Raw genomic sequence first — 23706 nt, forward strand, 5'->3', positions numbered from 1 at the left:
GCAGAAGCCGCTCCGGGTTGGCTAATCGGCGAACTCGAATGCCGTTTTCATGTCGTCCGTGGTGACCTTGGAGGTGCTGCCCGGGTCGTCCACGCTGGACCGGACCAGCGCGGCGGCCATGGCCTTTTCCGCCAGATCCACCGCGTCGAGATACGTCCCATTGATGCTGACGAACAACTCGCCCTCCAGTAGTTCCTCGAGCGTTAGCTCAGGGTGTCCTCCGGTGGTCTCACAAATATGCTGCCACGCGATGTAGGTGAGGTCACCGCCGCGAAGCCGCTGGAGTTGCACCGCACTTGCCGGTGTACTGGCGCGGGTCCTACGGACCCGGATAACCAGTTCCCCTGAAGGGGGATCATCGCGTTCGATTCTTTGCAACAAAGCAGGCTCCTCGGTCACACTGAGCGGATAGATGGCAATGTCCGCCACACGGGTGAAGCTGCAGCGAAGCGGCGAGGAAAGGTCAACCGTCTCACTGTCGGGGATGCTGCCGGTCGTCCCCAGCATGTAGGCCTGCGCGAACGCGACTCCGATGGTGTCCTCCCACAACCCCACCTCAGGGGTGAATACGTCGATTACGGTCCGCTTTCCGGGGTCGTTGTTCCCCAGCGCCACTGATACGTGCTGAGAGAGCAGCGTTCGCAGCTTCCTCAAGGCCGTCGCCTGACCCAAGACACCTGCCGTTGCCTCGTCAAAGTGGCGGATCGCCTGGATGACTGCGGCTGCACGATCCACGCCGGAGCTTGCTGGCCGTCGCGACGCGGCATCAGCGTCCGGCGACACAGCCGCCAACGCCGCGGTGTACGGGACGCCATGCTCGCGCTGATATTTGCGCGCTGCATCCTTACGTGCGTTCGGGGTAGTAGACATGGGACAACCTCCTGATCTTCGGGTGAGGAGCTGTGCTCCGCACCCACGGCTCCGGACCCTGAAATCAGGACGTTGCAAACCTCCGTGTTGCCCGTGGGACATTCCTCCGTGCCTGCGGGATGCGAGTGCGGTTCGCGGTTCCGCTGGAGTGGCCGCATCACGGCGAGGCGGCTGTGGCCATAGCCTACGGCGATGGCGCGCGGATCGCGGCGAAGAGAATTCCGTGTCGGGTCGTTTCCTTGTCCACTCACGACACACTCCAGCCGTGGGCATGCCGCTGGTCGATATCCCAGCCTGCGGAGCCGGAACCGGCACCAGGAAGTCAACGCCAGATCTGTGGAACCGGACGGCGGGGAAGTGCTTCGCCGAGGTCGGAAACCCCTCTCCCGCCGATGTGGTTGTCGGCGGGTGCCTGCGGGTCGTCCACGAGGCTGCGGCGGCCGCTGTGCCGAGGACGATCACGCTCTATTCCGCTATGCGTCGGGAAGCCGGAACAGTCCTTCGTGGGGGCCGTCGAACACCGCGAGCTGGTCGAGTGGTTCGACTTCACCCTGTTCGTTGATGGCCATCGCCTGCCCGTCAACCACGCCGAGGAAGACCCCGTTGCGGTTGTTGGCACCCATGATGACGTCACCGGGTTTGAGATCATTGACGCCCGCGACCGGGGTACCAATGTCTTGGCCGCGGGGCGGCAATTTGTAGCCTGCCTCGGTAGCGGCCCGCCGCACACTGTTGAGCCCCGAGCTGGACAGTTTCTGCACCAGGGCGGCCGCTTTCGGATTATCGAACGTCCAGCCCAGGCCGCTGGCGCTGGTCTGCGACACAGTGCCTGCGATGCGTGAAATGAGGGCTTCACGTATTTTGACTGCGCCGGTAGGCGTTTCACACCGTGTCTCGATATCGAAACCTGTGAATCGTTCAAGTTCGGGCTGGCCGGCGGAACTGCCACCTTTCCGGTGAATGATGGCCGCACCAGTCGGCAGGTCCTTGGCCGCGTACGTCTTGGCAAGGACCGCACGTGAATCAGCGGCAGATCTCACCTTGAGACAGACGCCGAACGCGATGTTCTCCATGACGGATCGCCGAAGCTCAGCGGGAATCTGCTGGCCGGATAAGATGACATGCATCCCGTAATGGGGGCCCTTTCGGATCAATTCTTCCAACAGCGATGCATGCTCGGGATGTGCCATCAGGAATTCCTGAAACTCGTCGAGCACGATGACCAGGCGCGGAAGCGGCGGCAAGTCCGCATTCACCTCACCAGCAAGGCGCCAGTAGGCCGTCGCGTCGCAACCTCTGGCCCATTTGTTCAGTAATTCATCGCGGCGCGCGAGTTCGGTCCGAATGATGTCTACTGCCTCAGCCATGCGGTTGGGATGCAGGTCGATTCCGTCGATCAGCGCGATCACTTGCGGCAGTGCCTCGAACCCCGCGAACGTGCTGGTGCCCTTGAAATCCATCAGGATCAGGGCGACCTTGTCGGGCCCGTACATGCTGCACAGGCCCAGTATGGCTCCGGCGAGCACCACGCTCTTTCCAGAGCCGGTTATCCCCTGAATCACGCCTCCGCTTCGGCCATCGCCATTGTGAGTAGCGTCGATCGCCACCAGGCCGCCTGGGCCATTCCGTCCATCACCTCGCACACCGAGCGGGATACGGAAATCGAGGCCTGCCGTTTCCTCCCAGGTCTGCCGCGGATCCCAACTTGCGATATCGGTGATTCCTACGGCGTCGAGCAGGAACCGGCCGCTATCCGGGGGTGCGGGCGGGCCGGTCAGAGTCCGATCAACGGCGCTAGCGAGTTGGTCGAGCAGCCGGAGATCTTCCATTCCAATGATCGCGGCGGTCGGCTCGTTGCTGTTCATCACGATGAACCGGCGCCCAGCTGCAGCTCCATTGATGAGCCGTGATGCGCCTCTGGCCACCTCGGTGGCGGAAACGATGTCTTCCTCGTTGATCTTCATGACTGGTGACAGTACGCCCGAGTCAGTTGACATACATACAATGACACGTACACACATACATATTTTTATATGCACTCATTCGCCCGCATACTTGCGCCGGGTGCGCGCCGAGTGGCGTTCATCCCGGGCTGGACTCCCTGATGCAATGCTGGCCAGGTGGTGGATTACTGGCACGGTGGCCGCCGCGGCATCGCCGAGGGTGACTACATCAAGTCGCCGCACGAGCGCCGTCGGCAGATGTCCGCGTGGGAACGACAGACCGAGGCCTTCGCCCGCAGCTCGGGCTACAACAGCGATCGCAACCCCAAACGGGTGTATTTCACAACGGACCAGGCTCTGGCTCGCGCATGGGCCATGCACCCGATGCTCCAGGTAGAAGGGGGCGGCGCCCTCTACCGAGTCAAGCCACTGCCACCGAGCTCCCTGGAGTCCGACCCCGATTACGAGCCTGTCGGCTTCTCAGCGCGCCGCGCCGAGGTGTTGGAGGTCCTCGAGGACCCCGTCGAGATGGATGAGGGCGAGGCCGCCGCTGCGAGATGCCGGTACACGACATGGTCGGGCAGCAGCGATCCAATGTACGACGACGATGGCTACCTGTTGCCGATGCCGGCCCACCGCGCCCTGGGCGGCACCGCGGCACAGTACCGCCACTTTGGCCGATGGTACGACCTACCGCCGGGGTACATGTTCGGGGTACTCGACGACGGCCGCGTTGTCGTGGTTCCGAACACGTCACCAATCAGGTCTCCACTTGATTGACCGCCGATAACCCTGGGCCGGGCTCAATCCAGCAGATCTCGACCACGCAGCTCGCCTATTCCTCTCTCGGCGTCTGCCCATGTCCATGCACCGCCAAGAATCAGCCGGTCAACGAATCCGCGGAGAAAGCCCTCGTTTTCCACGACTACAGCCTCTTCTGGCTCACCCCGTACCCACAACCCGGACCTCCCATAGCTTTCAGGGGCCTGTGACCACCTGCAGCCGTGCAACATCGTCGTACTGCATGACTCGCTCACATCCGGCGTCGGATCGTATTCGGACGTGCTGCGCGCCGGCGTCGACTACCGTCCAGCGCGCACTTCCATCGCCGATGCGGACGCTGTCACCTTCGCGAAATGGGTGCGAGATAACGCGGTGCACATGCGCGTAGACCGTCTCCGTCGAACCAACCCGTCCCGTGTATCGGTAAGCGCTACGTTCATACAGTGCGACACGCTCTACGGCGTCATTCAGGATCACTTGCGGATTCATAGCCATGCCCGTCGTCGACGCCAAGTTCCATACCCCCTAGCCGAAGTCGGCTCGTAACGGATGCTTGGTACCGGCATGGTTACGACACGGTGGCCGCGTAGCCAAGCTGGGCAGACAGATAATGCTGCACCGCAGCGGGTACCTGCTGTTTCAAATCTCTGCTGGCCGCCGCTTCATCAGCAAGGCCCTCATCGGTGACAAGACCGTAGTCCAATGCCCATGCCTCAAGGTCGATTTCAACCGTGAGTTCCACTGCTATCTTCTTTGGTTGGCTCATTACTCAGTTCATTTCCTTGAATGTCGGTTCTTACACTTGAAGCGGACCACGGCGATCATCGTGTGATCACGCCCGCCTGCAGTTGCGCTGCGTGTGCTTCGGCGAAGCGTTTGGCATCGCTGAGATAAAGCGCGTGACCGATCCAGTCGCCCTCGCGGGTGATCTCGTAGCGGAATTCCTGTCGGCCGTCCGATAGATGCAACGGAACTCGTTGACGTTCGAGCGCATAGGGCCCGCTGATCCATGTGCGGTTGCGTGTCGACCACTTCATCATGCACTCCACGTGGGCGGGTGCTGTTCCCTCGTGATGGTCGCTTCGCGGCCGGTCTTGCGCGTGATCTCCGCAGCGAGCTCAGCAGCCGCGGTCTGATCCGCGTCCGAATCGCGGTCATAGATGACCCTGATCTCAGCCATGCAAACCCGTCCCCCATCAGCCCCAGTTCAGGCGCCAGGCCCGAAGCGCCTTGCGCCAATTAACATTGCGCTTCGCACCAAATGCCGGCGGCACAATGCCGTTGCGGCAGCGCTCAACCGCAGGTTTCAGTCTTACCCGTGATCGCCGCCGACACGCGTCGCAACACGTTTTCAACCCGAGTTTCCAGTGAGGCCAGCCTCGGACCGCCGAGGTGGGTGGCCCGGTGGGGTGTGTTCGTTGCGGCTGGTAGCTGGTTAAGGGGCGGTCCGAGCCTGCCCTCCGGTGATCGCGGCTCGCCTTGGCGCCGGTGCTGGTCAAGGCCGGTTGGGCCGAGCAGGCTTGTAGCCATGGCTGCGGTGGTGAGGGTAAACGATCTGCTGGACGGGCATGTGGTGCTCGATGTGGAGTGCCTTGATCGGATCTATCTGAACGGCTACGTGCCGAACCTGCAGGTGGGCGGGCAGGTGGTTTCGTTTATGACCACGCATCTGGGCTATCGGATTCCCTCGCCGGCGATCCTGGAGAAAATCGGCACGGCGTTTCGCAAGGCGGTGGATCGTTTCGCCGCCGACAACGCGATCCCGCTGGTGCGGTTCGGCAAGGGCGACCGCAAGGTCGAGGTGATGCGACCGTATCTGGCGTCCCAGGCGCGAACTGGGCGGTCCGGGGTGGTCGCAGTCGGGATTGCTCAGGAGTTCCAGAACGTGTTCGCCAGCTCCAAGCGCACCGGCGACAACGGGGTCCCGTGGTTTTCGTTCACCAAGGCCGACCGGCGCGTGACGTGTTTTTACTTCTACGTCTGGGACGCTGATTTCGGGCCGGGGTTCATCAAGGTCTGCGCCTACTTCCCGTACCCGATCAAGGTGTGGCTCAACGGCCACGAGTGGGCCAAACGCCAGGCCAGCCACGCCGGCGTCGAGTTCACCGAACTGTCCAACGGGTTTGCCACCTGCGCTGATCCGGCCGCATTACAGGCAATCTGCGACCGGCTCGGCCCCGGCACCATCGAGGTATTCTTCCAGCGCTGGCTTGCCCGTCTGCCGCTACCGCTGACCGACGCCGATCGCGCTGCCGGTTACTGGTGGGAGCTATCGATGCGCCAGATCGAGGTCTCGCGCACCCTGGTCTTCGACGCCCCAAGACACGCGCGGGGGTTCTTTGAGGCGCTGGTCGCCGACAATCTCGACATCGGCCGCCCCGACAGCGTGGAACTGATCTTCCACGGCCCCCGACGACCAGGACGGCCCGTCGAACTTGACTGCGTGCCCAAGACGAAGATCGTCACCTACGGCACCGAGGTGACCGTCAACGCCTTCTACAAGAACTCCCGCATCAAGCAGTACTTGAAAGACGGGCGGGCGCTGCGCATCGAGACCGTCATCAACTCACCCGATGACCTGCGCTGCCAGCGCCGCCTGACCCACCTCGACGAGCTGCAGGCCAAGGCCCGTGCCGTCAACAACCGATTGCTCGATACTGAACGTGTCGGCCAGGGCTGTGTCCTTGCGAGTCCAGCCTTTGAGCGGATCGCACAACCCACCCTCACCGAGGATGGCAGCAGGGCCCCGGCCTTACGGTTCGGCGATCCTCGGGTCCAAGCCCTGGCCGGCGCTTTATGCACCACCCTGCTCGCCGTCACCGGCATCACCAACAAGAGCCTGCGCGCCTTGATGACCGGACTGCTCGGCGGCACCCCCTACACCACCAACCAGGCCAGCTACGACCTGAGCCGACTCCGGATCAACGGGCTGATCACCCGCATTCCGGGCCGCAACCTCTACCGGCTCACCGGCGACGGGCTGCGTTTCGCGGTCTTCTACACCAAAGTCCACGACCGGTTGCTACGACCCCTACTGGCCGCCGACCAACCACCGGCACCGCTACCGATACGAAACGCATTGCATGCCATCGATATTCACGTCACGGACCGCATCGACCAGGCTTGCCTGCTGCAAAAGGCAGCCTGAAAACTCAAGACACCTCTCAAAGAGTCAGGGACCAAGGGTCCCTAGCGTCACGTCAACCGTCCCGCCACCTGCCCTAGAGCGACTCGAACCCCCTCGACATCGCGCACGGCGTCGGCTAGCAGCTCGGCGTCGAGACAACTAAGGGACCCGCTCCGATCGAGATCGACGAGAACGTCCTGGACGTGCGCGGCGACCCGCCCCGCATCTTCGAGCAAACCCGCCAGCCCTGCAATCTCCGCACTCAAAGACTTCATATCGTCACACTCCGTCGATCTAGTTCGAATTGGTCCAGCGAACCGTAAGGCAACTGGTCGCGGGATCCCTCACGCGGCGCGACACGACGACGACACGCCCTCAACCTGGTCCCGGTGAGCCGCCAACGCCGGCGCCGCCAAGCACCCCCACACCTACGGCACCGGGCTTGACCTGCAGCGTCACGAGGTACACCGCCCCACGGGACGTGACACATCCACGACGGCATGGTCTACACCGTGAGTCAGCGACAGGGCGCCACCGGTACCGATCGCCGATCACCCACGACAGCTCACCGTGGCGAGGTTGAAGACGCTTCACCCCCGGCATCGCCGTGGCAGTCCGGAGCGCTTGAGGGGCCCGGGCACCGTCTGTCCTTTCCGTGGGAAGCGGCGAACCTATTCAGGCACCACACCCAGCTACCCAGCTGAACGGTGACCCCCGGTAGGGCGACCGCACAGTTCTCCATGCCAACACGCGAGCAGATCCGAACCGCTGGCCGCTTCCGAGAGGATGATCGTAACCATGCTCGCGGTCGTTGTGATCCACGGACGGGTGCGACGATCCACGGCCCCGTGGGCATGCGAAGACGGGACGGCGCGTGCAAACCGGCCAGCAGATTGTCCCCAATAAGTCTGCAGTAGTAGAAGGAAGCGACGTGGTGTCACGCAAGCGCTGCCACCAGCCAAGGCTGCATCACTGGCTGTTCGCCTGGGGTCGCTGCACGGTCTGCGTCGCACGACGGTGATCTATTCTGCTTGAAGGAGTTCGGCGCCAAATGACCAACAACCACCTAACTTTGGCTACCAGTGCCACAGCGCAGTCCGTTGCGGAATGGATGGATCAGTGCTACAAACCCGAACGACTGAGCCGCGATGACGGTTCTCGTACACGGCTCATCGCGGATAGGCTTGACGACCTCATCACCAACGGCTACGCCGTAATCTCATGGCACGACTCTTTATCCGGTCGTACCGAATGGCTCGCGACAAACTCACAGGCCATCACCGATCATTTTCCACACTTCGAACACGGCTGAAGTCACGCCATCCCTGACCTGTGATCTGTGCGCGGGGGGCACACTACCGGCCTACATGATCCATTCATGGGTGCTCGATGAATCGTTGAAAGGATAAGCCATTAGGAACAGAACGGCTATGTACGGCAGTCTAATCCAGACAGTCCGGGCATCGATCATCGGCACAGCAGGGGTCACGACAACAGGGGGTTTGATATGAGCGACCGAAGTCAACAGACGGCAATCCGCTGGCCTGTCGGATCTAGGGTACGCGTCGGTTCGGGTGCTGGCGTTTCAGCGACCGTCACCGAGGTCATACCGACGTACCGGGTCCAGCTCGCGGACGGCGGGTGGATGGTCGTCGAGGAACGCCAGATCAAGCCGGAGATCGGTCCGCCGCCTGGACCGTAGTGACAGTGACCGCACGGGAGTCTGGTGACGACGGCAGATAAGAAGAGGCCCCGGCCGCATGGCCGGGGCGGAAGGCGCCTTGTCCGGTCAGTGGGACCGGGGTCAGCTCCTGCGATCAGCGTAGCTCAGCACTGCGCTGCGGGCGACCCGGCGCGGCGACAACGAGAAGGGAATTGAAAGGTATGTCGATGCAGTCGAATATTTCGTGTTCGGTTAACGGTGCCGGCCAAGCCGTCACAGTGGTGACGTTCCCCGACGGCGTCGTGGCTGAAGTCGTGATCTACATCAACGATAACGCGTTACAGGTCACAGTTGACAGCTCAAATTCGCACGGCGTGACGGTGACTGTCGACGACAACGACGTCTGCATCGTCCCCTAACGACACGAAGGAGACTAGGATCACAGCCATGTTCAATGCGCTGTTCATCAACCCTATTAATCAGTATCTGCATCCGTCCTCTTTCGAAGTGATCCAGGTGGCCGATCTCAACACCATGACCGCCTATATGCACGCGCCTTACCACCCGACGCTCAGCTGTGTGGACAGCTTGACCACGGCAACAACGGATTTCGGCACGCTCGACTTCTGGTTCGCTTTCAGACCGGGGTCAGCGCCCCGAGATGTCAACCGGCCGGCAACCGAGCTATTTCGGTTCGCAGCCGGATTCACTCCGCGGACGGTGCCACTACTTCGCGGCCGAGTAATCCTCACCTCGCACGATTCCGACGGCGGTATCGCCGGGCTGACAGATCAGCAAATTAGGCAGATAGCGCTCTACGCGAACCGCCGGGACCGCATAACAGCGCTGAATTGGCGGTATGCCGTCGATGCCCGCGCTCAACGGCGACACCGGAAAGCCGCCCGCGTCGCACAGAAACGCGAGTTCTGGGCCAACCTGCCGACTTCATACCGCTGACCGCGTGCGCACGATCCCGACATGCCCAGATCCAGCGCCCTACCCCAGGACCAGCATATGAGCAATGCGACGAGAGCCGTCTGCCTGTTGGGTAGCCACTGCACTTGCAGCCATCTCGACAGACGCGAATGCGGTAACAGCGAGCCGCCGCTGGCCTGGCACGAACTGAAGCCCTATGAGCGTGAGCAGCGCGGCTACTGGCTCTACCCGCCGGGCAGTGACGTGTACGGGACCGGCAAGGTCTGGGTGTCGGTTCCGCGACCGGTCGACGATCACTCATGAGCGCATTCGTTGACCATCGACTGATCCGCGTTGTGGCGCGCCGCCACTTCGGCATCCCCTACGTCCACGTCCTCAACGGGAGCGCGGTCCTGCGAACATTCGCCGGGCTGACGCGTGGGCATGCACGTCGGCGCGCCGAACGCTGGCTCTTGATCCAACAGATCCCGGCGCACTGAGGAGTTCTGTGTCCGATCAGGCGATGCTCCCCGGGATGCCGTTGCCGCGTCCAGTCATGAAGCAGCCGAGGGGCTGGGCCGCCGACATCGACAGGGACTGCGTGCAGCGGGTTGTGGACGCCGCCGGTTGGGGCGGCGTGGTTCTGCCCTATTCGAAGCTGTCTGACTACCGCGGGTTTCCGGTGATCGAATGGATACCAGGGTTCAAGGAGCGATTCATGTTTGGGCCAGGCCCCGTCCTTGTTCGGCAGGCCCTTGCGTTGTGGGAACGCTGGCCTGTGGGTGTGTCCAGCTTGCCGCCACCCGCACCGTTGCGGATTGCCGGCTTCGTGAGTGTGGCGGGGTGGCGATCGGCTCTTGCGGCGACCTGCAATCTGGCGGCTTTTGGTTCGATGATGATCCTCACGCCGAGCCAGCCGTCGGCGCTGCGGCTCACGGCCGCCGACTGCGCCGGGATCTACGTCACGCGACTTGATCGCACTCACGGATGCGATGTGTTGGTGCGTGGGCGCTGTGGGCCGTTTGGGCCAGGACACCGAAGCGTTCACCGCAGGTACTGGGAGGAACGGCTCTTCGCTGACGCCCTAGAGCATTGGCGCGAGGGCGTGCTCCCTGCCGAGCTCCACTTGCAGACCGGTCCGGGCCGACCAACCGGCAACGGTACGGGCGACACGCTGAACGACAACACACTCACCAGCACCGATCCCCTCGACCCTCTCGACGGATAAAGCCGCCGGATACCACCGGGTGCACCGATGCTCGACAGAGCGGGACTGCCGGGCGCACTCCGAGGGAATCCGGCGAGCCGACCCCATACTATGAACACATGTTCGATGACTGGAGTTGGGACCCCACCTACCCGACCCTGTTCCGGGTAGATCGCGAGGTCGCCGTCTCCGCCCACGACGCACTCCCCAGCTCCGGGCGCCAGCCAGCGGATCGGCTACCGCTATGGGTCACCGCGTTCGGTCTGCGCATCGAGGCCCACATGGCGGCACGGCAGATAGCGTGGGTGAGACGGTCAGACGGGGGGTGGCTCGCGGTCGTACTCATGCCGGCCACATCGAGCAACCGCCAGTTACAGATCACCCTGCCGATGTGCCTGGACCCAAGCCAGATATCGACTGACCTGACGATCATCCAGCCTTACGAACGAGTCCGCGCATCCCCGTGAACGCTCCCGAGCCCGATCACATGCCAGTTACCTTCGGCATACCAGCCGCACCGGCAGAACACCCCGCCATGGCGGGGACACCCGGCGTGGTAACGCTGGACCGCGGCCAGCAACGACGGGTTCGCCGGACGCGACAGAGCAAGGCTGCCCGACACCCACGGATGACCGTTCCAGGACGACACGATGCTGTGTCCGAGCTGCCGCAGTAACCCAGCGAACGCCTCAAGCTCACCAGGAGCCAAAGGGTTCGCTGGCGGACTTCCGGGCTCGGCACCGTACTCGACCTCGGCGACACTGACTACCACCACGACGTGACCAGCCCAACCCGACGGAACAAAGCTGAAACAACGGTTAGCCACCGACCGCAGACGTTGGCCATGGTGCTGGAGCAATGCGGCCGGCGGCTGATCCGTCTCGTAAAGCCACCGCAAACCCGAGCGCAAGACCGGCAGGTGCACCTGGGCCGCGACGCCAAGCCCCTTGTCGGCCGCAGTCATAGCAGCTGACCACAAAGTTCAGCGATGTCGGCCGGCAGCGACCACAACCCGAGGGCACCTCGGCACGGAATCGGTTCGGGCAGCGGTCTGGGGTCCTCAAGAACAAGATGCACGACGTTGCGGCGCGGCCGGCCACCGTTCTCGACGTATTCCGATTCCCCCCACGGCCGACAGCACCCCGCATCAGGATGGACATCCACCAGATGAACCACCCCGATGACCGCTGAGGTGACCAACACCCCGGTCAGCGAACAGCCATGGGCCGCCTGCTGAATCAGCGGTGAACGATCACCGCGCTCGGACCAGCCCGCCCCAGCATGGATGGCCACCGGACCGCGATAACCCCACACCGAGGTGCGGTTTTCGATGTTCTTGCCGCCGTTGACGATGGCCCAAGCCCACGGCTGCCGCACAGTTAAAGCCTTGATGTTGTCACCTCGCTCATCAGTCGGGCCACCGCGCCAGATAGCCGCCGCAACACGCGGACCGCTCATCAGTCAATTCCCACACCCAACGTCCGTTTTCAACATTGAGTGCGACCGTGAATCCAGGCCGTAACGCACCGTCGCTGATGGCCCAGGGCCGCCCGAGATCACGACGAACGACCGCCGCACTGAAACTACGGCCACCGAGAATGTCACGGTGCCGCCGCACCCACCGATCAGTGACACATACCTCTGTCGGCACCTGCTCAGCCACCCACAACGCCGGATCATCAGCCGGGTCAAGCAGATCCCAATCCGGACCGAACATGTCACGGCGCCGACGCCACAGAATCACCGGACCAGCACCAGGTGCCGGGGAACGACGGCCACCGCAAGCCCGTGACTCGATACGCTGCCACCCCAACACGCACGGGTTTGCAGCCATGATGGCACGCGCAGATGCCGCCGCCCCCGGGTCTATACGGGGTCTCACGGAGGTATCCATCGTGCTCTCGCGCTCCTCTACCGATGTCTTCATCTGCTTCTATTTGCGGCCCTTTCGAGCATGAGCGGCACCGGTTGTCACGCCGCGGATTAACACGTTTCCGGCGCCGATTTTTTGGAGGTCTGGTAGTCATCTCGGCCGGAGCCGTTGCCGCGCTTCCCGATGAACACGTGTGCGAGGTCGATGCAGACTTCTCGAATGCCAGGAATCCGAGTGAGCTGGACACTCTGACACCGAGCAAGCACTAGGGTTGGATCCATGTTGCTGACAAACCGCGGTAAGCCACGTGACACTTGGGAGGCGTGGGACTTTTACCGTGAGGTGCGCGGCCGGTACGGTCCCTGGGATCACGTCGAACTCACCTTCACGACCAATCCTCATAGGCATCAGTCCAGTGCCGACACGGTAAAACTCGTTCGCTTTGTCGATGAGCACGCCCACACGCTCGAGTTGTACGGCGTCAACTTCGGCTATGACGGGGGCACGCCAGGCGAGGTTGTGGACATTCTCGTGCGAGAAGGGTTTAGCAAGAGCATTGTCACCGAGGCTGTATATAACCTTTCTGGAGCGGCGACCTATCCGCAGACGATTAAGCGATCAGGTTCGGCGCTAGCCGACGGTTGACAACCGATCGTAAATCGACGTTGTCGGTGGTCTCGGGCATGCTGTGACCATGATGGACGACTCATATCCGTTTACGGTCGACGAGCGGACTCGCCGCATGTTGGGCGTGAAGGGGCTCGCCGCCCTCGCGCGCAATCTGTGGCCAGAAGACTGCCAGACCTGCGGGCAGAGTTTTGGAGGAACGCGCCCGGCGCTTCAGGTGGCGCAGGTGGGCGACGATTTCGCGGCCGCGTCGCTACACCATCTTGATTGCCAGGCCGCCGGATGGGTCGATAACGGCATCGTCCAGACCACCTCGGCGGCGTTGCTGACTTTCAGCGCGTGCGCTCTGCTCGTTCCGGGGCACACCAGCGATAACCGCGACCACCCGTGGCCGTTTATGTTCGTGAACCCATCCTTAGAACAGGTGTTCCTGGAACAGGACCCCCACAATGAGTGGGTGGTGGCCACCGTGGCGCACTACACCCGCGTCGGTTTTGCCGTTCCGGGCCCGCAGCTGGGGATGAACGATAACCCAGTGGCGGGGGCCACCGCGGTCCTTGACCCTGCGAACCAAATCACGGTTGAAGTAGGTGTGGACTGCTGGTCAGCCGACTGCAATCCACCGGTATTGGCTAACCGCATCCGATACGTGGGCGGGATTATGGTCGTGATCGGCACGGCTTATCTACCCGCGCACATCGCCGAAGCACAAGGTTTCGCCCGCGCTCTGCGGTCCGGCCAGGTGGCCGTTGGATTTGTGCCGTTGACGTGAATCGTGAATAGGGGAACCGGTGGCCTCTCGACCGACATGATTGTCCGCGGACCGCGGGAAATACCGTGCTGTTGAGTCCCGATGTTGGATGCTAGGCGGGACCGGCCCGGATCGACCTGCGAGGATTTTTATGCCAGTGCAATGGCTGACGGATGCGACGTCGGCGCTTGGGGTTGCGTGCAAGAGTAAGTTGGCGGGCCCCGGAGAGGCCGAAGCGGCGATCCGGGCACCGATCGAGGAGCTGCTGGGCGCGGCTGGCCAGAATCTCTCGTTGACGGTGGTGCCTCACGCCGAGGTGAGCGATAAAGACCGCGGCGTTCGGCCCGACTATGCGATCCGGGTCGACGGGGCGATCACCGGTTATTTGGAGGTTAAGAGGCCGGGCGCCAACCTGGACCCGGACTCGTTCACCGGGCATAACCTGCGGCAGTGGCAGCGGCAGCGTGATTTCCCGAACCTGATCTACACAAACGGTACTGAGTGGCGGCTGTATCACCACGGTGAGCCTGTGCGTGATCCCGTGCATCTAACCGGGGGGACACTGCGCGGGGCCGGGGCGAGGCTCAGTTGCGGGGACGACTTCGAGGTGTTGCTCACGGATTTCCTGAGATGGGATCCCGTCGACATCACCAGTGTCGTCACGCTGGTCAAAGAGGTCGCTCCCCTGTGCCGGCTGCTCCGCGGGGAAGTCTTGGACCAGCTGGACCAAGAGGCCCGGGCGATCGCGTCGGGCGCCCGCCGCAGCGACCAGCCGTTCCACGGCCTGGCGCGGGACTGGCGTGCCCTGCTATTTCCGACCGCCAGCGATGAGGTGTTCGCGGACGGATACGCCCAGGCCGTGACGTTCGCGTTGCTGCTGGCCCGCACCGAGAACATCGATATCACTGTTGGCGGGCTGCATGAAGTCGGGGCCAAGTTGGCCGGACAACACTCGTTGATGTCGCGGGCGTTGCAACTGCTCACCGACTATGTGGCCGCTGACTTCCGGGTGACTCTCGATCTGCTGGTGCGGGTGATCGGGGTCGTTGATTGGACGAGGGTTCGCGCCGGCAACCGTGACACCTACCTGCACCTGTATGAGCGGTTCCTGGGCGAGTACGACCCTGAGCTGCGCAAGCTGTCCGGTTCCTACTACACGCCGCACGAAGTGGTTGAACAGATGGTGCGCATTGCCGAGGACGTGCTCGTGCAGCGTCTGGATCGTGCGGATGGCTTCGCAGATCCGTCGGTGGTGATCGCTGATCCGGCGATGGGCACCGGCGGGTACCTGCAGCAGGTCATCGAGCATGTTGCTGAGCGAGTCGAGGAGCGTGACGGCAAGGGGTCGGTTGCTGGGGCGGTCACCGATCTGGCAACTCGGCTGTTTGGTTTCGAGTTACAGATGGGGCCGTTCGCAGTCGCGGAGCTGCGCGCCACCGATCTGCTTGCCGACATCGGGGCAACCCTCCCGGAGAAGGGGTTGGGTCTCTTTGTGACCGACACTCTCGACGATCCGTATGCGGAGCAAACGCAACTGGGGTCGGGGTTGGAGTTGATCAGCCGGTCACGTAAACGGGCCGCACGGGTGAAGGCAAAGACGAAAGTCACAGTGGTCATCGGGAATCCGCCTTACCGTGAGCGGGCTGACGGGATGGGCGGCTGGGTTGAAAACGGTGGCAGCGGCGGGGATCCGTACAAGCCGATGGATGCCTTTCGCGCTGAGGGTAACGGCCGCCACGAGTTCAACCTCAAGAACCTGTACGTCTACTTTTGGCGTTGGGGCACATGGAAAGTGTTCGATGCCAACAAGACCGACCCCGACGGGGATATCGGCATCGTCTGTTACATCACGACGTCCGGGTATCTACGGGGGCCAGGGTTCAAAGGGATGCGCGAGTATCTGCGGCGCAATACCAGCGAAGGATGGATTATCGATGTGTCACCAGAAGGGCAACGGCCCGAGGTAGCCACTCGCATATTTCCCGGGGTCCAGCAGCCGCTGGCAATCGCCATCTTCACTCGTATGCCGAACTGCGATTCGCAGACTCCAGCCCCGATCCACTACACCGCGGTGCATGGCCATCGCGCCGAGAAATACGCTGCATTGGCCGCGCTGAGCCTTGATGGGGCGCAGTGGCAGCCCACTCGGATCGCATGGCAGGCACCGTTTACACCGGCGGCCCGGTCGCAATGGGATGACTACCCGGCATTGAACGACCTGCTGCCGTGGAGCAGCACCGGAGTTACCGCAAACCGAAACTGGCCCAGCGCCCCGGACCCGGCAGTACTCAAGGAGCGACTGAAGGTCCTCATCGGGACATCGGAGGCGCGCCGTAAAGCCGAACTATTCAAAGAGACCGATGCCTCCTCCCTGTCGATGACGAAAGACCCTTTCGCCGCGGACGATACAGAGCCCAACACCACGCGGACGTTCGCATCGGAGACCTCCGCATATCTCAAGTCGGTATCCATCGTCCGCTACGGCTACCGGACGTTTGACCGACAGTGGATCATTGCTGATCGCCGCTTACTCGACCGCTCCCGGCCCGAGCTTTGGGCAGCACGCCACCCCGGGCAAGTGTTCGTTATCGAGCAGCATTCTCAGCCGATCAGCGACGGTCCCGGAGTGGTGTTCTCGGCGTTGATTCCAGACGCACACCATTTCAACGGCAGAGGTGGGCGGGTACTGCCCATGCAGCATCCCGGCGGGCGGGTGAATCTGGCTAAGGGGCTGCTCGGAACGCTGTCGACGGTCAGCGGACGCGGACTAACAGCCGAGGACCTCGTCGCATACGTCGCCGGCATCACCTCGCACCCGGCTTTCACCGAACAGTTCGTCGCCGAGTTGGAGACCCCGGGCGTGCGGGTCCCGATCACCAGCGATCCCACCCTGTTCGAGCGGGCGATCGAACTGGGACGGGAGGTGATCTGGCTGCACACCTACGGTGACGCTTTCGCCGATGGCCACTCCGATGGCGTCCGCTACCCTTCCGGTGATCCTCGCCGGGTCACCAACCAAACAGCAGTCGACGCGATACCGACCACATTGACCTACGATCCCGACACAGCCACAGTTCATGTCGGTTCCGGCTCATTCGGCCCTGTCCCCCAAGAAGTGTGGGCATACACGGTCGGCGGGCGTGAGGTCGTCAAGTCATGGTTCAACTACCGCAAGGCCAACCCGACCGGACGCAAGACCAGCCCCCTCGATGACATCAATGCCACCTCGTGGCGTCCTGAATGGAACGGCGAGTTCATCGACCTGTTGTCGGTGCTGAGTCGCCTCGTCGAACTAGAGCAGGCCCAGGCCGACCTGCTCAGCACAATCCTCGCTAAACCGATAGCCAGCTACACCGATCTGGCAGCCGCCGGGGTCACGTGGCCGAGCGCCGCGGCCAACGACCCTCAGCGCCGACCCGACCACACAGCCGAAGACGCAGAGCAGCCAGACAGCGGCGAGGGACAGCTGGGTTTCACCTTCGGCGGGAACTGATCGAAGCACTGCACACGCCGGCCCCGCCGCCGCGAGCCGAACACGACGGTGACGGGTTTTACATCCAGCTCGCCAAGCCCCCTTTGTACATATCAGAAGGGAGAAACACTATGAGCAAGGAAGCCATGTTGCCGTGCTTCAAGTGCGGCAAGACGCTGATGAACATATTCGACGACGCGGACAATCAACCCTCCGAAGCAACCGAGTTCCGTACGTACGGTCACTACGGCAGCACATTTTGGGACAGCTTCGACGGCGAGGAACTGGTGCTCAACGTCTGCGACGCCTGCCTGCGCGAACACACCGACCGGCTCGCGCAGCATAAGCGATACCTACCCGTCACGGCCGATCGAAGCGGGATAGTCGGCCGCCAGTGGGTAGAGCGTCCGATGGTGGCCTACACCGGCAGCGCAGACGACACCTGCGTGAAGATCGAGCCCGAGGAGATTGGGGGCAATCTAGCCGGCGTCAAATGGGCGGACAACGCCACCGAGGTCCGCGAGTACGCGGCCAACCGTACGTAAGGTATCCGGTGATCCGGGGGCTCTCGGCCCCACCGCTGGTATCCTTGGTCGGTGATCATGCTCCGCTACGACTACAGGCTGATGGCCGGGGTGCGCAAAGCATCCACGGCGGCCTTGTCGTATGCGGGCACCGTTGACGCCACCGCTCAACTCATATCGAGTGAGCAGCGCAACGTCTTCTGGCAGCGACCGTGCTTCCGGTCAATTCACCACTCTTCCGCCCCGTCAGTGGGCGTGTGCCCCGACCGGAAGCAAGGGCCAGAAGAAAACTCTCACACATCTCTTATCCGCACTGTTTTCGCTGGCAGGAATGTCGCCTGACATTCCTGTAGTTAGTCACACCCAATCGCCTTGGGCTGCACGCAAACACGGCTGAAAAACGAGTAGACATCGCTTCGTCTGCGGCGCATCATTTCCTACAGCACCGCACCCGGACCCCGTGTGCACCCGTGTTAAGACAGCCGCCTTTTCCGCTGTCTTATAGGCACTTTGATAACTACACAGTGATGGCATTCGCGCTCGTGGCGAAACCTTCGGTAGACGCGCCTGGTTCAAGCCCAGGTGCCGGCAACCCCGGCGTGCAGGTTCAAATCCTGCCGAGCGCACGCATGCCCCGCTAGCCCAACTGGGAAGAGGCGCTGGATTTAGGTTCCAGAGGTTGGGGGTTCGACTCCCTCGCGGGGCACAGCGCGCCGCTAGCTCAGATGCGTAGAGCAACTGGCTCTTAACCAGTGGGTCCAGGGTTCAAGTCCCTGGCGGCGCACCGTATTTCACGCGCCGTTAGCTCAATCGGGAGAGCAGCCGACTTTTAATCGGCGGGTACGGGGATCGAAACCTCGACGGCGCACAACACACGATGCCGGTGAGATGTAACGGCTGCATCTCTGCCTTCCAAGCAGATTGAGCGGGTTCGATTCCCGTCACCGGTTCGACGCGGCCGTGACCGAGCGGCAAGGTATCGGTCTGCAAAGCCGACGACGCGGGTTCAACTCCCGCCGGCCGCTCAAAATTGGCCCCACCAACATGCGGGGCCACACCTTACGGATGTAGCTCAACGGGAAGAGCAGCGGTCTCCAAAACCGCAGGTTGCAGGTTCGAGTCCTGTCATCCGTGCCAACGGGATGTAGCCAAGTTTGGTAAGGCGCCTGCTTTGGGAGCAGGAGATTTCGCACGTTCGAATCGTGTCATCCCGACCACCATTCGCCCTTGTAGCTCAGCGGGAGAGCTCCTCGCCTACACCGAGGATGTCGGGAGTTCGATTCTCTCCAGGGGCACGCATCACAGGCATTGCGCGGTAGGACAGTTCGGTTAGTCCGCTGGGCTCATAACCCAGAAGTCGGTGGTTCGAATCCACCCCGCGCAACAAACGCTGTACACGACGACAACCCAGAGAGGAGGCACGCGGCATGAGGCATCTACGTCAACGCATCGACCGTCAGCAGACCGTGGCGGTGTACAACGCCGACTACCGCGTGCTGACCCACGTGAGCTGGCAGGAGGCGGTCCGGCTGCTGCTGCGGGGCGCGGTCTACGTGATCGAGCGCCACAGCCCAGCCGTGCACATACACAGCCCTTCGACCGTGGTCGAGCTGCCGGTATCGGTGGCCCTGCACCAGTACGTCCACGTGCCGTACCGGCCCCGCAACCGGGTCAGCCGCGCCGGGCTGCTGGCACGAGACGCCTACACCTGCGTCTACTGCGGTGAATACGGCGACACCCTCGATCATGTGATACCGGAGTCGCGAGGCGGCCCAAACACATGGGAGAACCTCGTGACCGCATGCGAACCGTGCAACGGCAGCAAAGGCAACCGCACACCGGCCGAGGCAGGGATGAGGTTGCTCTGGGAACCCTACGAACCGCGTGAACGGCAGCGTTACCGGGTTCCCGAGCTGGTGTGAACACACACCGGGTGTGCATCACACACATCCGGTGTGTGTTCACCCGAAACCGCCGAACACAGTGCCCCGTAGCTCAACTGGCAGAGCATCGCATTGTTAATGCGGCGGTTGCAGGTTCGACTCCTGCCGGGGTAGCTATCTGCGCGCGGTGACGATGGCGTGTCACGACTGGCTGTAACCCAGTTGCTTCGGCTCAGTGGGTTCGAATCCCTCCGCGCAGACCACGCTCTTTGCCCCGTGGTGTAACCGGCAGCACGGCTGATTCTGGATCAGTCAGTCCAGGTTCGAATCCTGGCGAGGCAACATTCACGATGACCCGTGGTGTAACCGGCAGCACGGCTGATTTTGGTTCAGTCAGTTCAGGTTCGAATCCTGGCGGGTCAACTCAGGTCCGTTGGTGTAACGGCAGCACACCTGGTTCTCAACCAGACAGCAGGAGTTCAACTCTCCTACGGACTGCCACGCCGTCGTAGCTCAACCGGAAGAGCACCGATCTGAAAAGTCGGAGGTCGCTGGTTCGACACCAGCCGTCGGCACCATGCCCCTGTGGTCTACCGGTAAGGATTCCGCTCTTTCACAGCGGAGGAACGGGTTCGACTCCCGTCAGGGGTGCTCAGGAAGGTAGCGCGCCGTGGTGGCGCATCCCGTTTCGAAAACGGGCGCGGGGCGAAAGCCCTGGGGTTCGAGTCCTCTGCCTTCCGCTGTGTGCGACGCCGAAGTGGTCGAGGCACTTGGTTGTGATCCAAGATTCAGCGGGTTCAAGTCCCGCCGCACACCCACTGTCCGGTAGCTCAGTCGGTCAAGAGCGCCGCTCTGATACAGCGGAGGCCGGAGGTTCAATCCCTCCCCGGACAACCAAGGACCTGTGGAGCAGTCGGTCAGCTCGCCGCCCCGTCAAGGCGGAGGTCGCGGGTTCGAGTCCCGTCAGGTTCGCGACGCCGGCAACGGCGCTCGGGGATATAGCTCAGTTGGGAAAGCACCTGGTTTGCACCCAGGAGTCCGGGGTTCGATTCCCCGTATCTCCACACCCCGGGGGGAAGACGAACTGCCGAAGCGGCAGGGCCGGTTGCTAGCCGGTACGACGGCGATGCCGTTGGGGAGCGTTACCTCCGTCTTCCGCAACGCCCTTGTAGCTCAACAGGACAGAGCATCGTTTTCCGACGGCGAAGGTTGGCGGTTCGACTCCGTCCAGGGGCACTTTTGCCCGCATACCTCCCGGTAGCTCAATGGAAAGAGCGGCAGCCTACGAAGCTGCGTCACGTGAAGGTTCGAGTCCTTCCCGGGAGACCGTTCTCACACCTGCTCCGTGAAACTCCCTCAGCCGACCTGGACAATCGATGGCCTGGTCGGCGCACCCGTCCCCGTGGCCCAACCGGTAGAGGCAGCCGGCTTAAACCCGGCCCAGGTGCGGGTTCGACTCCCGCCGGGGACACCGCCCCGCCCGCGTAGCTCAACGGACACAGCACCGGTCTCCTAAACCGGAAATTGCGGGTTCGACTCCCGCCGCGGGCACACTGCGCAGGTAGCTCAGTCGGTGAGAGCGCCGCTCTTATAAGGCGGATGTCGCGAGTTCAATCCTCGCCCTGCGCACTCGACTTCATTCACAATGCCGGTGTTGCACATGTTGGCTTGTGCTCCGTTCTTGTAAAACGGCCCACGCGGGTTCGATTCCTGTCACCGGCTCAAAGAGGAGAATTCTGCTCGCCAGGGCCGAGAGCAGCAAACCCTCCCGCTCTCCAAACCGCACAGCGCGAACTGCCTGATGATGCCCGGCCAGCATGGTGTGCACGGCCGGCACTCATTGCACCTGGACGGTCGGTGTGTATCCAATCGGATACACTTGCGTTTTATGTCGGCTCCCGCTCGACTTCTTGCCGAAGCGCGTCGAGCGTCTGCCATGACGCAAGACGCGCTCGCTCACCGCGCCGGCACGTCGCGATCGACGTTGTCGGCATATGAGCACGGCCGCAAGTCGCCAACCCTCGACGTCGCAGCCCGACTACTGTCAGCCGCCGGGTTCGAGATCGCGATGCAACCGCGCATCGAGTTCGAGCAACGCGGCCTCGATCACGGCCGGCCCGTCCTAGTGCCTAATCGATTACCCCGACTCGCCCTCAACGAGGCGTTCCGGAACGTCGAGTTGCCGCTGCACCTGAACTGGTCGGACCCGGGGCGCTGCTACGACCTCGCCGATCGCAGCCAAAGAGCACGCGTCTACGAAATCGTTTTACGGGAAGGCACACCCGACGACGTCGTCACCTATATCGACGGGGCCCTCCTGGCAGACCTGTGGACTGACCTCGTGCTAGCAGCCGTCGTCAAACAGGCTTGGCAACCGGTGATCCTTGAAGAGACAGGAAGTCCAGAGGATGGGCTTAACGCCGTTTCAAGCTAGCCAGCACCAGTAATCTTCGCCATTTCGGCGGCGGTCGCCATGCTTGCCCGGCTGCACCTTCGCTGACACAAAAACCGTTCGCCCGCTGTCGGCGCATCCTGCCAACATAACGGCATGCACTACTTCACAGCCGACTTACACCTGGCACACCCGAAGCTCGCGGGCCTGCGCGGGTTCGACACCGACGCAGCGCACGACGCGGCCGTGATGGCGGCGCTCTACAAGCTCGAACCCGACACCGACACGCTGTGGATACTCGGCGACATCTGCAGTGGCGGCGTCGAGTCCATGCACATCGCGCTGGAGCAGCTGGCGACGCTGCGGGTACCGATGCACCTCGTTACCGGAAACCACGACCCGGTGTCTCCGATGTACCGACGCGCGCAACGCCACTTCGCAGACTTCGGCGCGGTCTTCGAGAGTGTGCAGCAGGTGGCGCGCACCAAGGTTGGCGATCACAGCGTGCTGCTGAGCCACTTCCCGTATGCCGGGACGCCGGATCGGTTCTCGCGCACCCAGTTCGACCAGTACCAACTTCCGGACTTGGGCATGTGGCTGGTCCACGGACACACCCACGCGTACGAGCGGCGCTCGGGGAAACGATCGATCTGTGTTTCGCTGGAGGCATGGGGCCTACGGCCGGCGTCAGCTGCGGAACTGTCCGAGGAGATGATGCGACGGTGACTGCGAAGGATCGATCCACTAACCAGCAACGGTGTCGGTGGTTTGTGGCAAGGTCTTTCGACTGAGCACATCCGGTGCTTGGTGGAAGGAAAATTGGCTAACCATGACCACCGACCACATCTTCGACGTGAGCGTTTGCCTCGACGACGGTGACCAAGTGATCGCCGGTGAGTGCCTCGACGTACTGCCCCGGCTGCCAGAGGCGGCATTTGATGCTCTTGTCACCGATCCGCCCTACTGCTCGGGCGGCACCGGGTCGGCGGCGCGCACCGGCCGAAGCGCGGCACGCAAATACGTCAGCAGTGATTCAGCGCAGGGACATGCCCTGCCAGATTTCAGCGGCGATGAGCGCGATCAGCGAACATTCACGCTGTGGTGTGAACGCTGGCTGACAGCATCACTGCGTGTGGTGCGGCCCGGTGGGGTCGCGCTCGTGTTTATCGACTGGCGCCAGTTGCCGGCGCTCAGTGATGCGTTGCAGGTCGCCGGTTGGCGGTGGCGCGGAATTGTGGTGTGGGCTAAGCGCAATGCGAGGCCGCAGCGCGGGTTCGCCAACGATTGCGAGTATGTGCTATGGGGCAGTAACGGCGCACCCGATCCCGATCATGTGCCACCATTTTTGCCGGGCGTGTACTCGATGGCGTCGCCGCGAGGATCTAAACGACGGCACATCACCGCCAAGCCCGTCGATCTGATGCGCTACCTGCTGCGAGCCACCCCGGTCGGCGGCCGGATCCTGGACCCGTTCGCTGGGTCAGGCACCACTGGTGTGGCGGCGATCACCGAAGGCCGGCGGTTCGTCGGCATTGAGCGCAGCGCCGCCTATGCCGACATCGCACGCCAGCGGCTCGCAGAGGCGCGCCAAGCCCACGGATCGCACCTGGATCTGGACCTGGTGTCCACCGATGTGGAGCACAACCGTGAACGCAGCCGGCGCCGCGGCTAGATGC

At 62.8% G+C, this 23706-nt stretch carries 23 protein-coding genes and 28 tRNA genes; 45 read left to right on the forward strand and 6 right to left on the reverse strand.

What is annotated here, in order from left to right; genetic code table 11:
• Nucleotides 1–21: 21 nt before the first annotated feature.
• Complete coding sequence (locus AC5Y36_RS01960) at nt 22–870, reverse strand: hypothetical protein (protein WP_500039199.1); 849 nt, start codon at nt 868–870, stop codon at nt 22–24.
• Between the two features lie 473 nt (nt 871–1343).
• Nucleotides 1344–2834, reverse strand: a complete 1491-nt coding sequence (locus AC5Y36_RS01965; RefSeq protein WP_500039200.1) for an FtsK/SpoIIIE domain-containing protein — start codon at nt 2832–2834, stop codon at nt 1344–1346.
• A gap of 156 nt (nt 2835–2990) precedes the next feature.
• Here AC5Y36_RS01965 and AC5Y36_RS01970 point away from each other — a divergent pair, with 156 nt between their 5' ends.
• Nucleotides 2991–3593, forward strand: a complete 603-nt coding sequence (locus AC5Y36_RS01970) for a hypothetical protein (protein ID WP_500039201.1) — start codon at nt 2991–2993, stop codon at nt 3591–3593.
• Nucleotides 3594–4164: 571 nt separating this feature from the next.
• On the opposite strand, the gene AC5Y36_RS01975 is transcribed toward AC5Y36_RS01970, so the two are convergent.
• Both AC5Y36_RS01975 and AC5Y36_RS01980 read right to left on the reverse strand, forming a co-directional pair.
• Complete coding sequence (locus tag AC5Y36_RS01975; protein WP_500039202.1) at nt 4165–4362, reverse strand: hypothetical protein; 198 nt, start codon at nt 4360–4362, stop codon at nt 4165–4167.
• 55 nt (nt 4363–4417) lie between these two features.
• On the reverse strand, nt 4418–4633 hold the full coding sequence (locus AC5Y36_RS01980; protein ID WP_500039203.1) for a hypothetical protein: 216 nt from the start codon (nt 4631–4633) through the stop codon (nt 4418–4420).
• Between the two features lie 491 nt (nt 4634–5124).
• Between AC5Y36_RS01980 and AC5Y36_RS01985 the strand changes: the two genes are divergently transcribed.
• Together AC5Y36_RS01985 and AC5Y36_RS01990 are read left to right on the forward strand one after the other, a co-directional pair.
• On the forward strand, nt 5125–6744 hold the full coding sequence (locus AC5Y36_RS01985) for a hypothetical protein (RefSeq protein WP_500039204.1): 1620 nt from the start codon (nt 5125–5127) through the stop codon (nt 6742–6744).
• Between the two features lie 1030 nt (nt 6745–7774).
• A complete protein-coding gene (locus AC5Y36_RS01990) occupies nt 7775–8035 on the forward strand; it encodes a hypothetical protein (protein ID WP_500039205.1) in 261 nt (86 codons plus the stop codon).
• Between the two features lie 209 nt (nt 8036–8244).
• On the opposite strand, the gene AC5Y36_RS01995 is transcribed toward AC5Y36_RS01990, so the two are convergent.
• Entirely contained in the window at nt 8245–8544 is a 300-nt protein-coding gene (locus tag AC5Y36_RS01995; protein ID WP_500039371.1) for a hypothetical protein, read from the reverse strand.
• 69 nt (nt 8545–8613) lie between these two features.
• On the opposite strand from AC5Y36_RS01995, the gene AC5Y36_RS02000 reads away from it, so the two are divergent.
• From AC5Y36_RS02000 to AC5Y36_RS02025, 6 genes are all read left to right on the forward strand, one after another.
• A complete protein-coding gene (locus tag AC5Y36_RS02000; RefSeq protein ID WP_500039206.1) occupies nt 8614–8805 on the forward strand; it encodes a hypothetical protein in 192 nt (63 codons plus the stop codon).
• Nucleotides 8806–8833: 28 nt separating this feature from the next.
• Nucleotides 8834–9343, forward strand: a complete 510-nt coding sequence (locus AC5Y36_RS02005; RefSeq protein WP_500039207.1) for a hypothetical protein — start codon at nt 8834–8836, stop codon at nt 9341–9343.
• Nucleotides 9344–9400: 57 nt separating this feature from the next.
• On the forward strand, nt 9401–9625 hold the full coding sequence (locus tag AC5Y36_RS02010) for a hypothetical protein (protein ID WP_500039208.1): 225 nt from the start codon (nt 9401–9403) through the stop codon (nt 9623–9625).
• Nucleotides 9622–9801: a hypothetical protein gene (locus tag AC5Y36_RS02015; protein ID WP_500039209.1), complete on the forward strand. Its 180-nt coding sequence runs from the start codon at nt 9622–9624 to the stop codon at nt 9799–9801. Before AC5Y36_RS02010 ends, AC5Y36_RS02015 begins: the two co-directional genes overlap by 4 nt.
• A gap of 8 nt (nt 9802–9809) precedes the next feature.
• Complete coding sequence (locus AC5Y36_RS02020; protein ID WP_500039210.1) at nt 9810–10529, forward strand: hypothetical protein; 720 nt, start codon at nt 9810–9812, stop codon at nt 10527–10529.
• 98 nt (nt 10530–10627) lie between these two features.
• Nucleotides 10628–10975 (forward strand): hypothetical protein, encoded by a 348-nt coding sequence (locus AC5Y36_RS02025; protein ID WP_500039211.1) that lies wholly within the window; start codon nt 10628–10630, stop codon nt 10973–10975.
• 493 nt (nt 10976–11468) lie between these two features.
• Here AC5Y36_RS02025 and AC5Y36_RS02030 read toward each other — a convergent pair whose 3' ends face one another.
• A complete protein-coding gene (locus AC5Y36_RS02030) occupies nt 11469–11885 on the reverse strand; it encodes an ASCH domain-containing protein (RefSeq protein ID WP_500039212.1) in 417 nt (138 codons plus the stop codon).
• 775 nt (nt 11886–12660) lie between these two features.
• Here AC5Y36_RS02030 and AC5Y36_RS02035 point away from each other — a divergent pair.
• The 36 genes from AC5Y36_RS02035 to AC5Y36_RS02210 all read left to right on the forward strand — a co-directional run bounded on the left by AC5Y36_RS02035 (nt 12661) and on the right by AC5Y36_RS02210 (nt 23702).
• Entirely contained in the window at nt 12661–13026 is a 366-nt protein-coding gene (locus AC5Y36_RS02035) for a hypothetical protein (RefSeq protein ID WP_500039213.1), read from the forward strand.
• Between the two features lie 49 nt (nt 13027–13075).
• Complete coding sequence (locus AC5Y36_RS02040) at nt 13076–13780, forward strand: hypothetical protein (RefSeq protein WP_500039214.1); 705 nt, start codon at nt 13076–13078, stop codon at nt 13778–13780.
• 88 nt (nt 13781–13868) lie between these two features.
• Complete coding sequence (locus tag AC5Y36_RS02045; protein WP_500039215.1) at nt 13869–17252, forward strand: type ISP restriction/modification enzyme; 3384 nt, start codon at nt 13869–13871, stop codon at nt 17250–17252.
• 110 nt (nt 17253–17362) lie between these two features.
• Nucleotides 17363–17776, forward strand: coding sequence for a hypothetical protein (locus AC5Y36_RS02050; protein WP_500039216.1), 414 nt, complete (start codon nt 17363–17365; stop codon nt 17774–17776).
• Nucleotides 17777–18291: 515 nt separating this feature from the next.
• A tRNA-Leu gene (locus AC5Y36_RS02055) sits at nt 18292–18381 on the forward strand.
• A gap of 5 nt (nt 18382–18386) precedes the next feature.
• Nucleotides 18387–18461, forward strand: a tRNA-Leu gene (locus AC5Y36_RS02060).
• Nucleotides 18462–18465: 4 nt separating this feature from the next.
• A tRNA-Lys gene (locus AC5Y36_RS02065) sits at nt 18466–18539 on the forward strand.
• An 11-nt stretch (nt 18540–18550) separates the two neighbouring features.
• Nucleotides 18551–18623: transfer RNA gene (locus tag AC5Y36_RS02070), tRNA-Lys, on the forward strand.
• Nucleotides 18624–18634: 11 nt separating this feature from the next.
• A tRNA-Gly gene (locus tag AC5Y36_RS02075) sits at nt 18635–18705 on the forward strand.
• 4 nt (nt 18706–18709) lie between these two features.
• Nucleotides 18710–18780: transfer RNA gene (locus AC5Y36_RS02080), tRNA-Cys, on the forward strand.
• Nucleotides 18781–18816: 36 nt separating this feature from the next.
• A tRNA-Trp gene (locus tag AC5Y36_RS02085) sits at nt 18817–18892 on the forward strand.
• Between the two features lies 1 nt (nt 18893).
• Nucleotides 18894–18972 (forward strand) — tRNA-Pro (locus AC5Y36_RS02090).
• Nucleotides 18973–18978: 6 nt separating this feature from the next.
• A tRNA-Val gene (locus AC5Y36_RS02095) sits at nt 18979–19050 on the forward strand.
• A gap of 14 nt (nt 19051–19064) precedes the next feature.
• Nucleotides 19065–19139 (forward strand) — tRNA-Met (locus AC5Y36_RS02100).
• Between the two features lie 43 nt (nt 19140–19182).
• A complete protein-coding gene (locus AC5Y36_RS02105) occupies nt 19183–19677 on the forward strand; it encodes an HNH endonuclease (RefSeq protein ID WP_500039217.1) in 495 nt (164 codons plus the stop codon).
• A 62-nt stretch (nt 19678–19739) separates the two neighbouring features.
• Nucleotides 19740–19812, forward strand: a tRNA-Asn gene (locus AC5Y36_RS02110).
• Nucleotides 19813–19816: 4 nt separating this feature from the next.
• Nucleotides 19817–19901 (forward strand) — tRNA-Tyr (locus AC5Y36_RS02115).
• 7 nt (nt 19902–19908) lie between these two features.
• Nucleotides 19909–19980, forward strand: a tRNA-Gln gene (locus AC5Y36_RS02120).
• A 9-nt stretch (nt 19981–19989) separates the two neighbouring features.
• Nucleotides 19990–20061: transfer RNA gene (locus AC5Y36_RS02125), tRNA-Gln, on the forward strand.
• 4 nt (nt 20062–20065) lie between these two features.
• A tRNA-Glu gene (locus AC5Y36_RS02130) sits at nt 20066–20139 on the forward strand.
• 1 nt (nt 20140) lies between these two features.
• Nucleotides 20141–20216 (forward strand) — tRNA-Phe (locus tag AC5Y36_RS02135).
• 1 nt (nt 20217) lies between these two features.
• Nucleotides 20218–20289: transfer RNA gene (locus AC5Y36_RS02140), tRNA-Glu, on the forward strand.
• Between the two features lie 4 nt (nt 20290–20293).
• Nucleotides 20294–20378 (forward strand) — tRNA-Ser (locus AC5Y36_RS02145).
• Between the two features lie 2 nt (nt 20379–20380).
• Nucleotides 20381–20454 (forward strand) — tRNA-His (locus AC5Y36_RS02150).
• Between the two features lie 3 nt (nt 20455–20457).
• Nucleotides 20458–20535 (forward strand) — tRNA-Ile (locus tag AC5Y36_RS02155).
• Between the two features lies 1 nt (nt 20536).
• Nucleotides 20537–20610 (forward strand) — tRNA-Asp (locus AC5Y36_RS02160).
• Nucleotides 20611–20630: 20 nt separating this feature from the next.
• Nucleotides 20631–20702, forward strand: a tRNA-Ala gene (locus AC5Y36_RS02165).
• A gap of 98 nt (nt 20703–20800) precedes the next feature.
• Nucleotides 20801–20874: transfer RNA gene (locus AC5Y36_RS02170), tRNA-Arg, on the forward strand.
• 15 nt (nt 20875–20889) lie between these two features.
• A tRNA-Arg gene (locus AC5Y36_RS02175) sits at nt 20890–20964 on the forward strand.
• 70 nt (nt 20965–21034) lie between these two features.
• A tRNA-Leu gene (locus AC5Y36_RS02180) sits at nt 21035–21109 on the forward strand.
• A 7-nt stretch (nt 21110–21116) separates the two neighbouring features.
• Nucleotides 21117–21189, forward strand: a tRNA-Arg gene (locus tag AC5Y36_RS02185).
• A 4-nt stretch (nt 21190–21193) separates the two neighbouring features.
• A tRNA-Ile gene (locus AC5Y36_RS02190) sits at nt 21194–21267 on the forward strand.
• An 18-nt stretch (nt 21268–21285) separates the two neighbouring features.
• Nucleotides 21286–21360 (forward strand) — tRNA-Thr (locus AC5Y36_RS02195).
• A gap of 166 nt (nt 21361–21526) precedes the next feature.
• Nucleotides 21527–22072 (forward strand): helix-turn-helix domain-containing protein, encoded by a 546-nt coding sequence (locus AC5Y36_RS02200; RefSeq protein WP_500039218.1) that lies wholly within the window; start codon nt 21527–21529, stop codon nt 22070–22072.
• 114 nt (nt 22073–22186) lie between these two features.
• On the forward strand, nt 22187–22756 hold the full coding sequence (locus tag AC5Y36_RS02205; RefSeq protein WP_500039219.1) for a metallophosphoesterase: 570 nt from the start codon (nt 22187–22189) through the stop codon (nt 22754–22756).
• 103 nt (nt 22757–22859) lie between these two features.
• Nucleotides 22860–23702, forward strand: a complete 843-nt coding sequence (locus AC5Y36_RS02210; protein ID WP_500039220.1) for a DNA-methyltransferase — start codon at nt 22860–22862, stop codon at nt 23700–23702.
• The last annotated feature ends 4 nt before the right edge of the window (nt 23703–23706 follow it).

The organism is Mycobacterium sp. NGS50 (genome assembly GCF_059812545.1).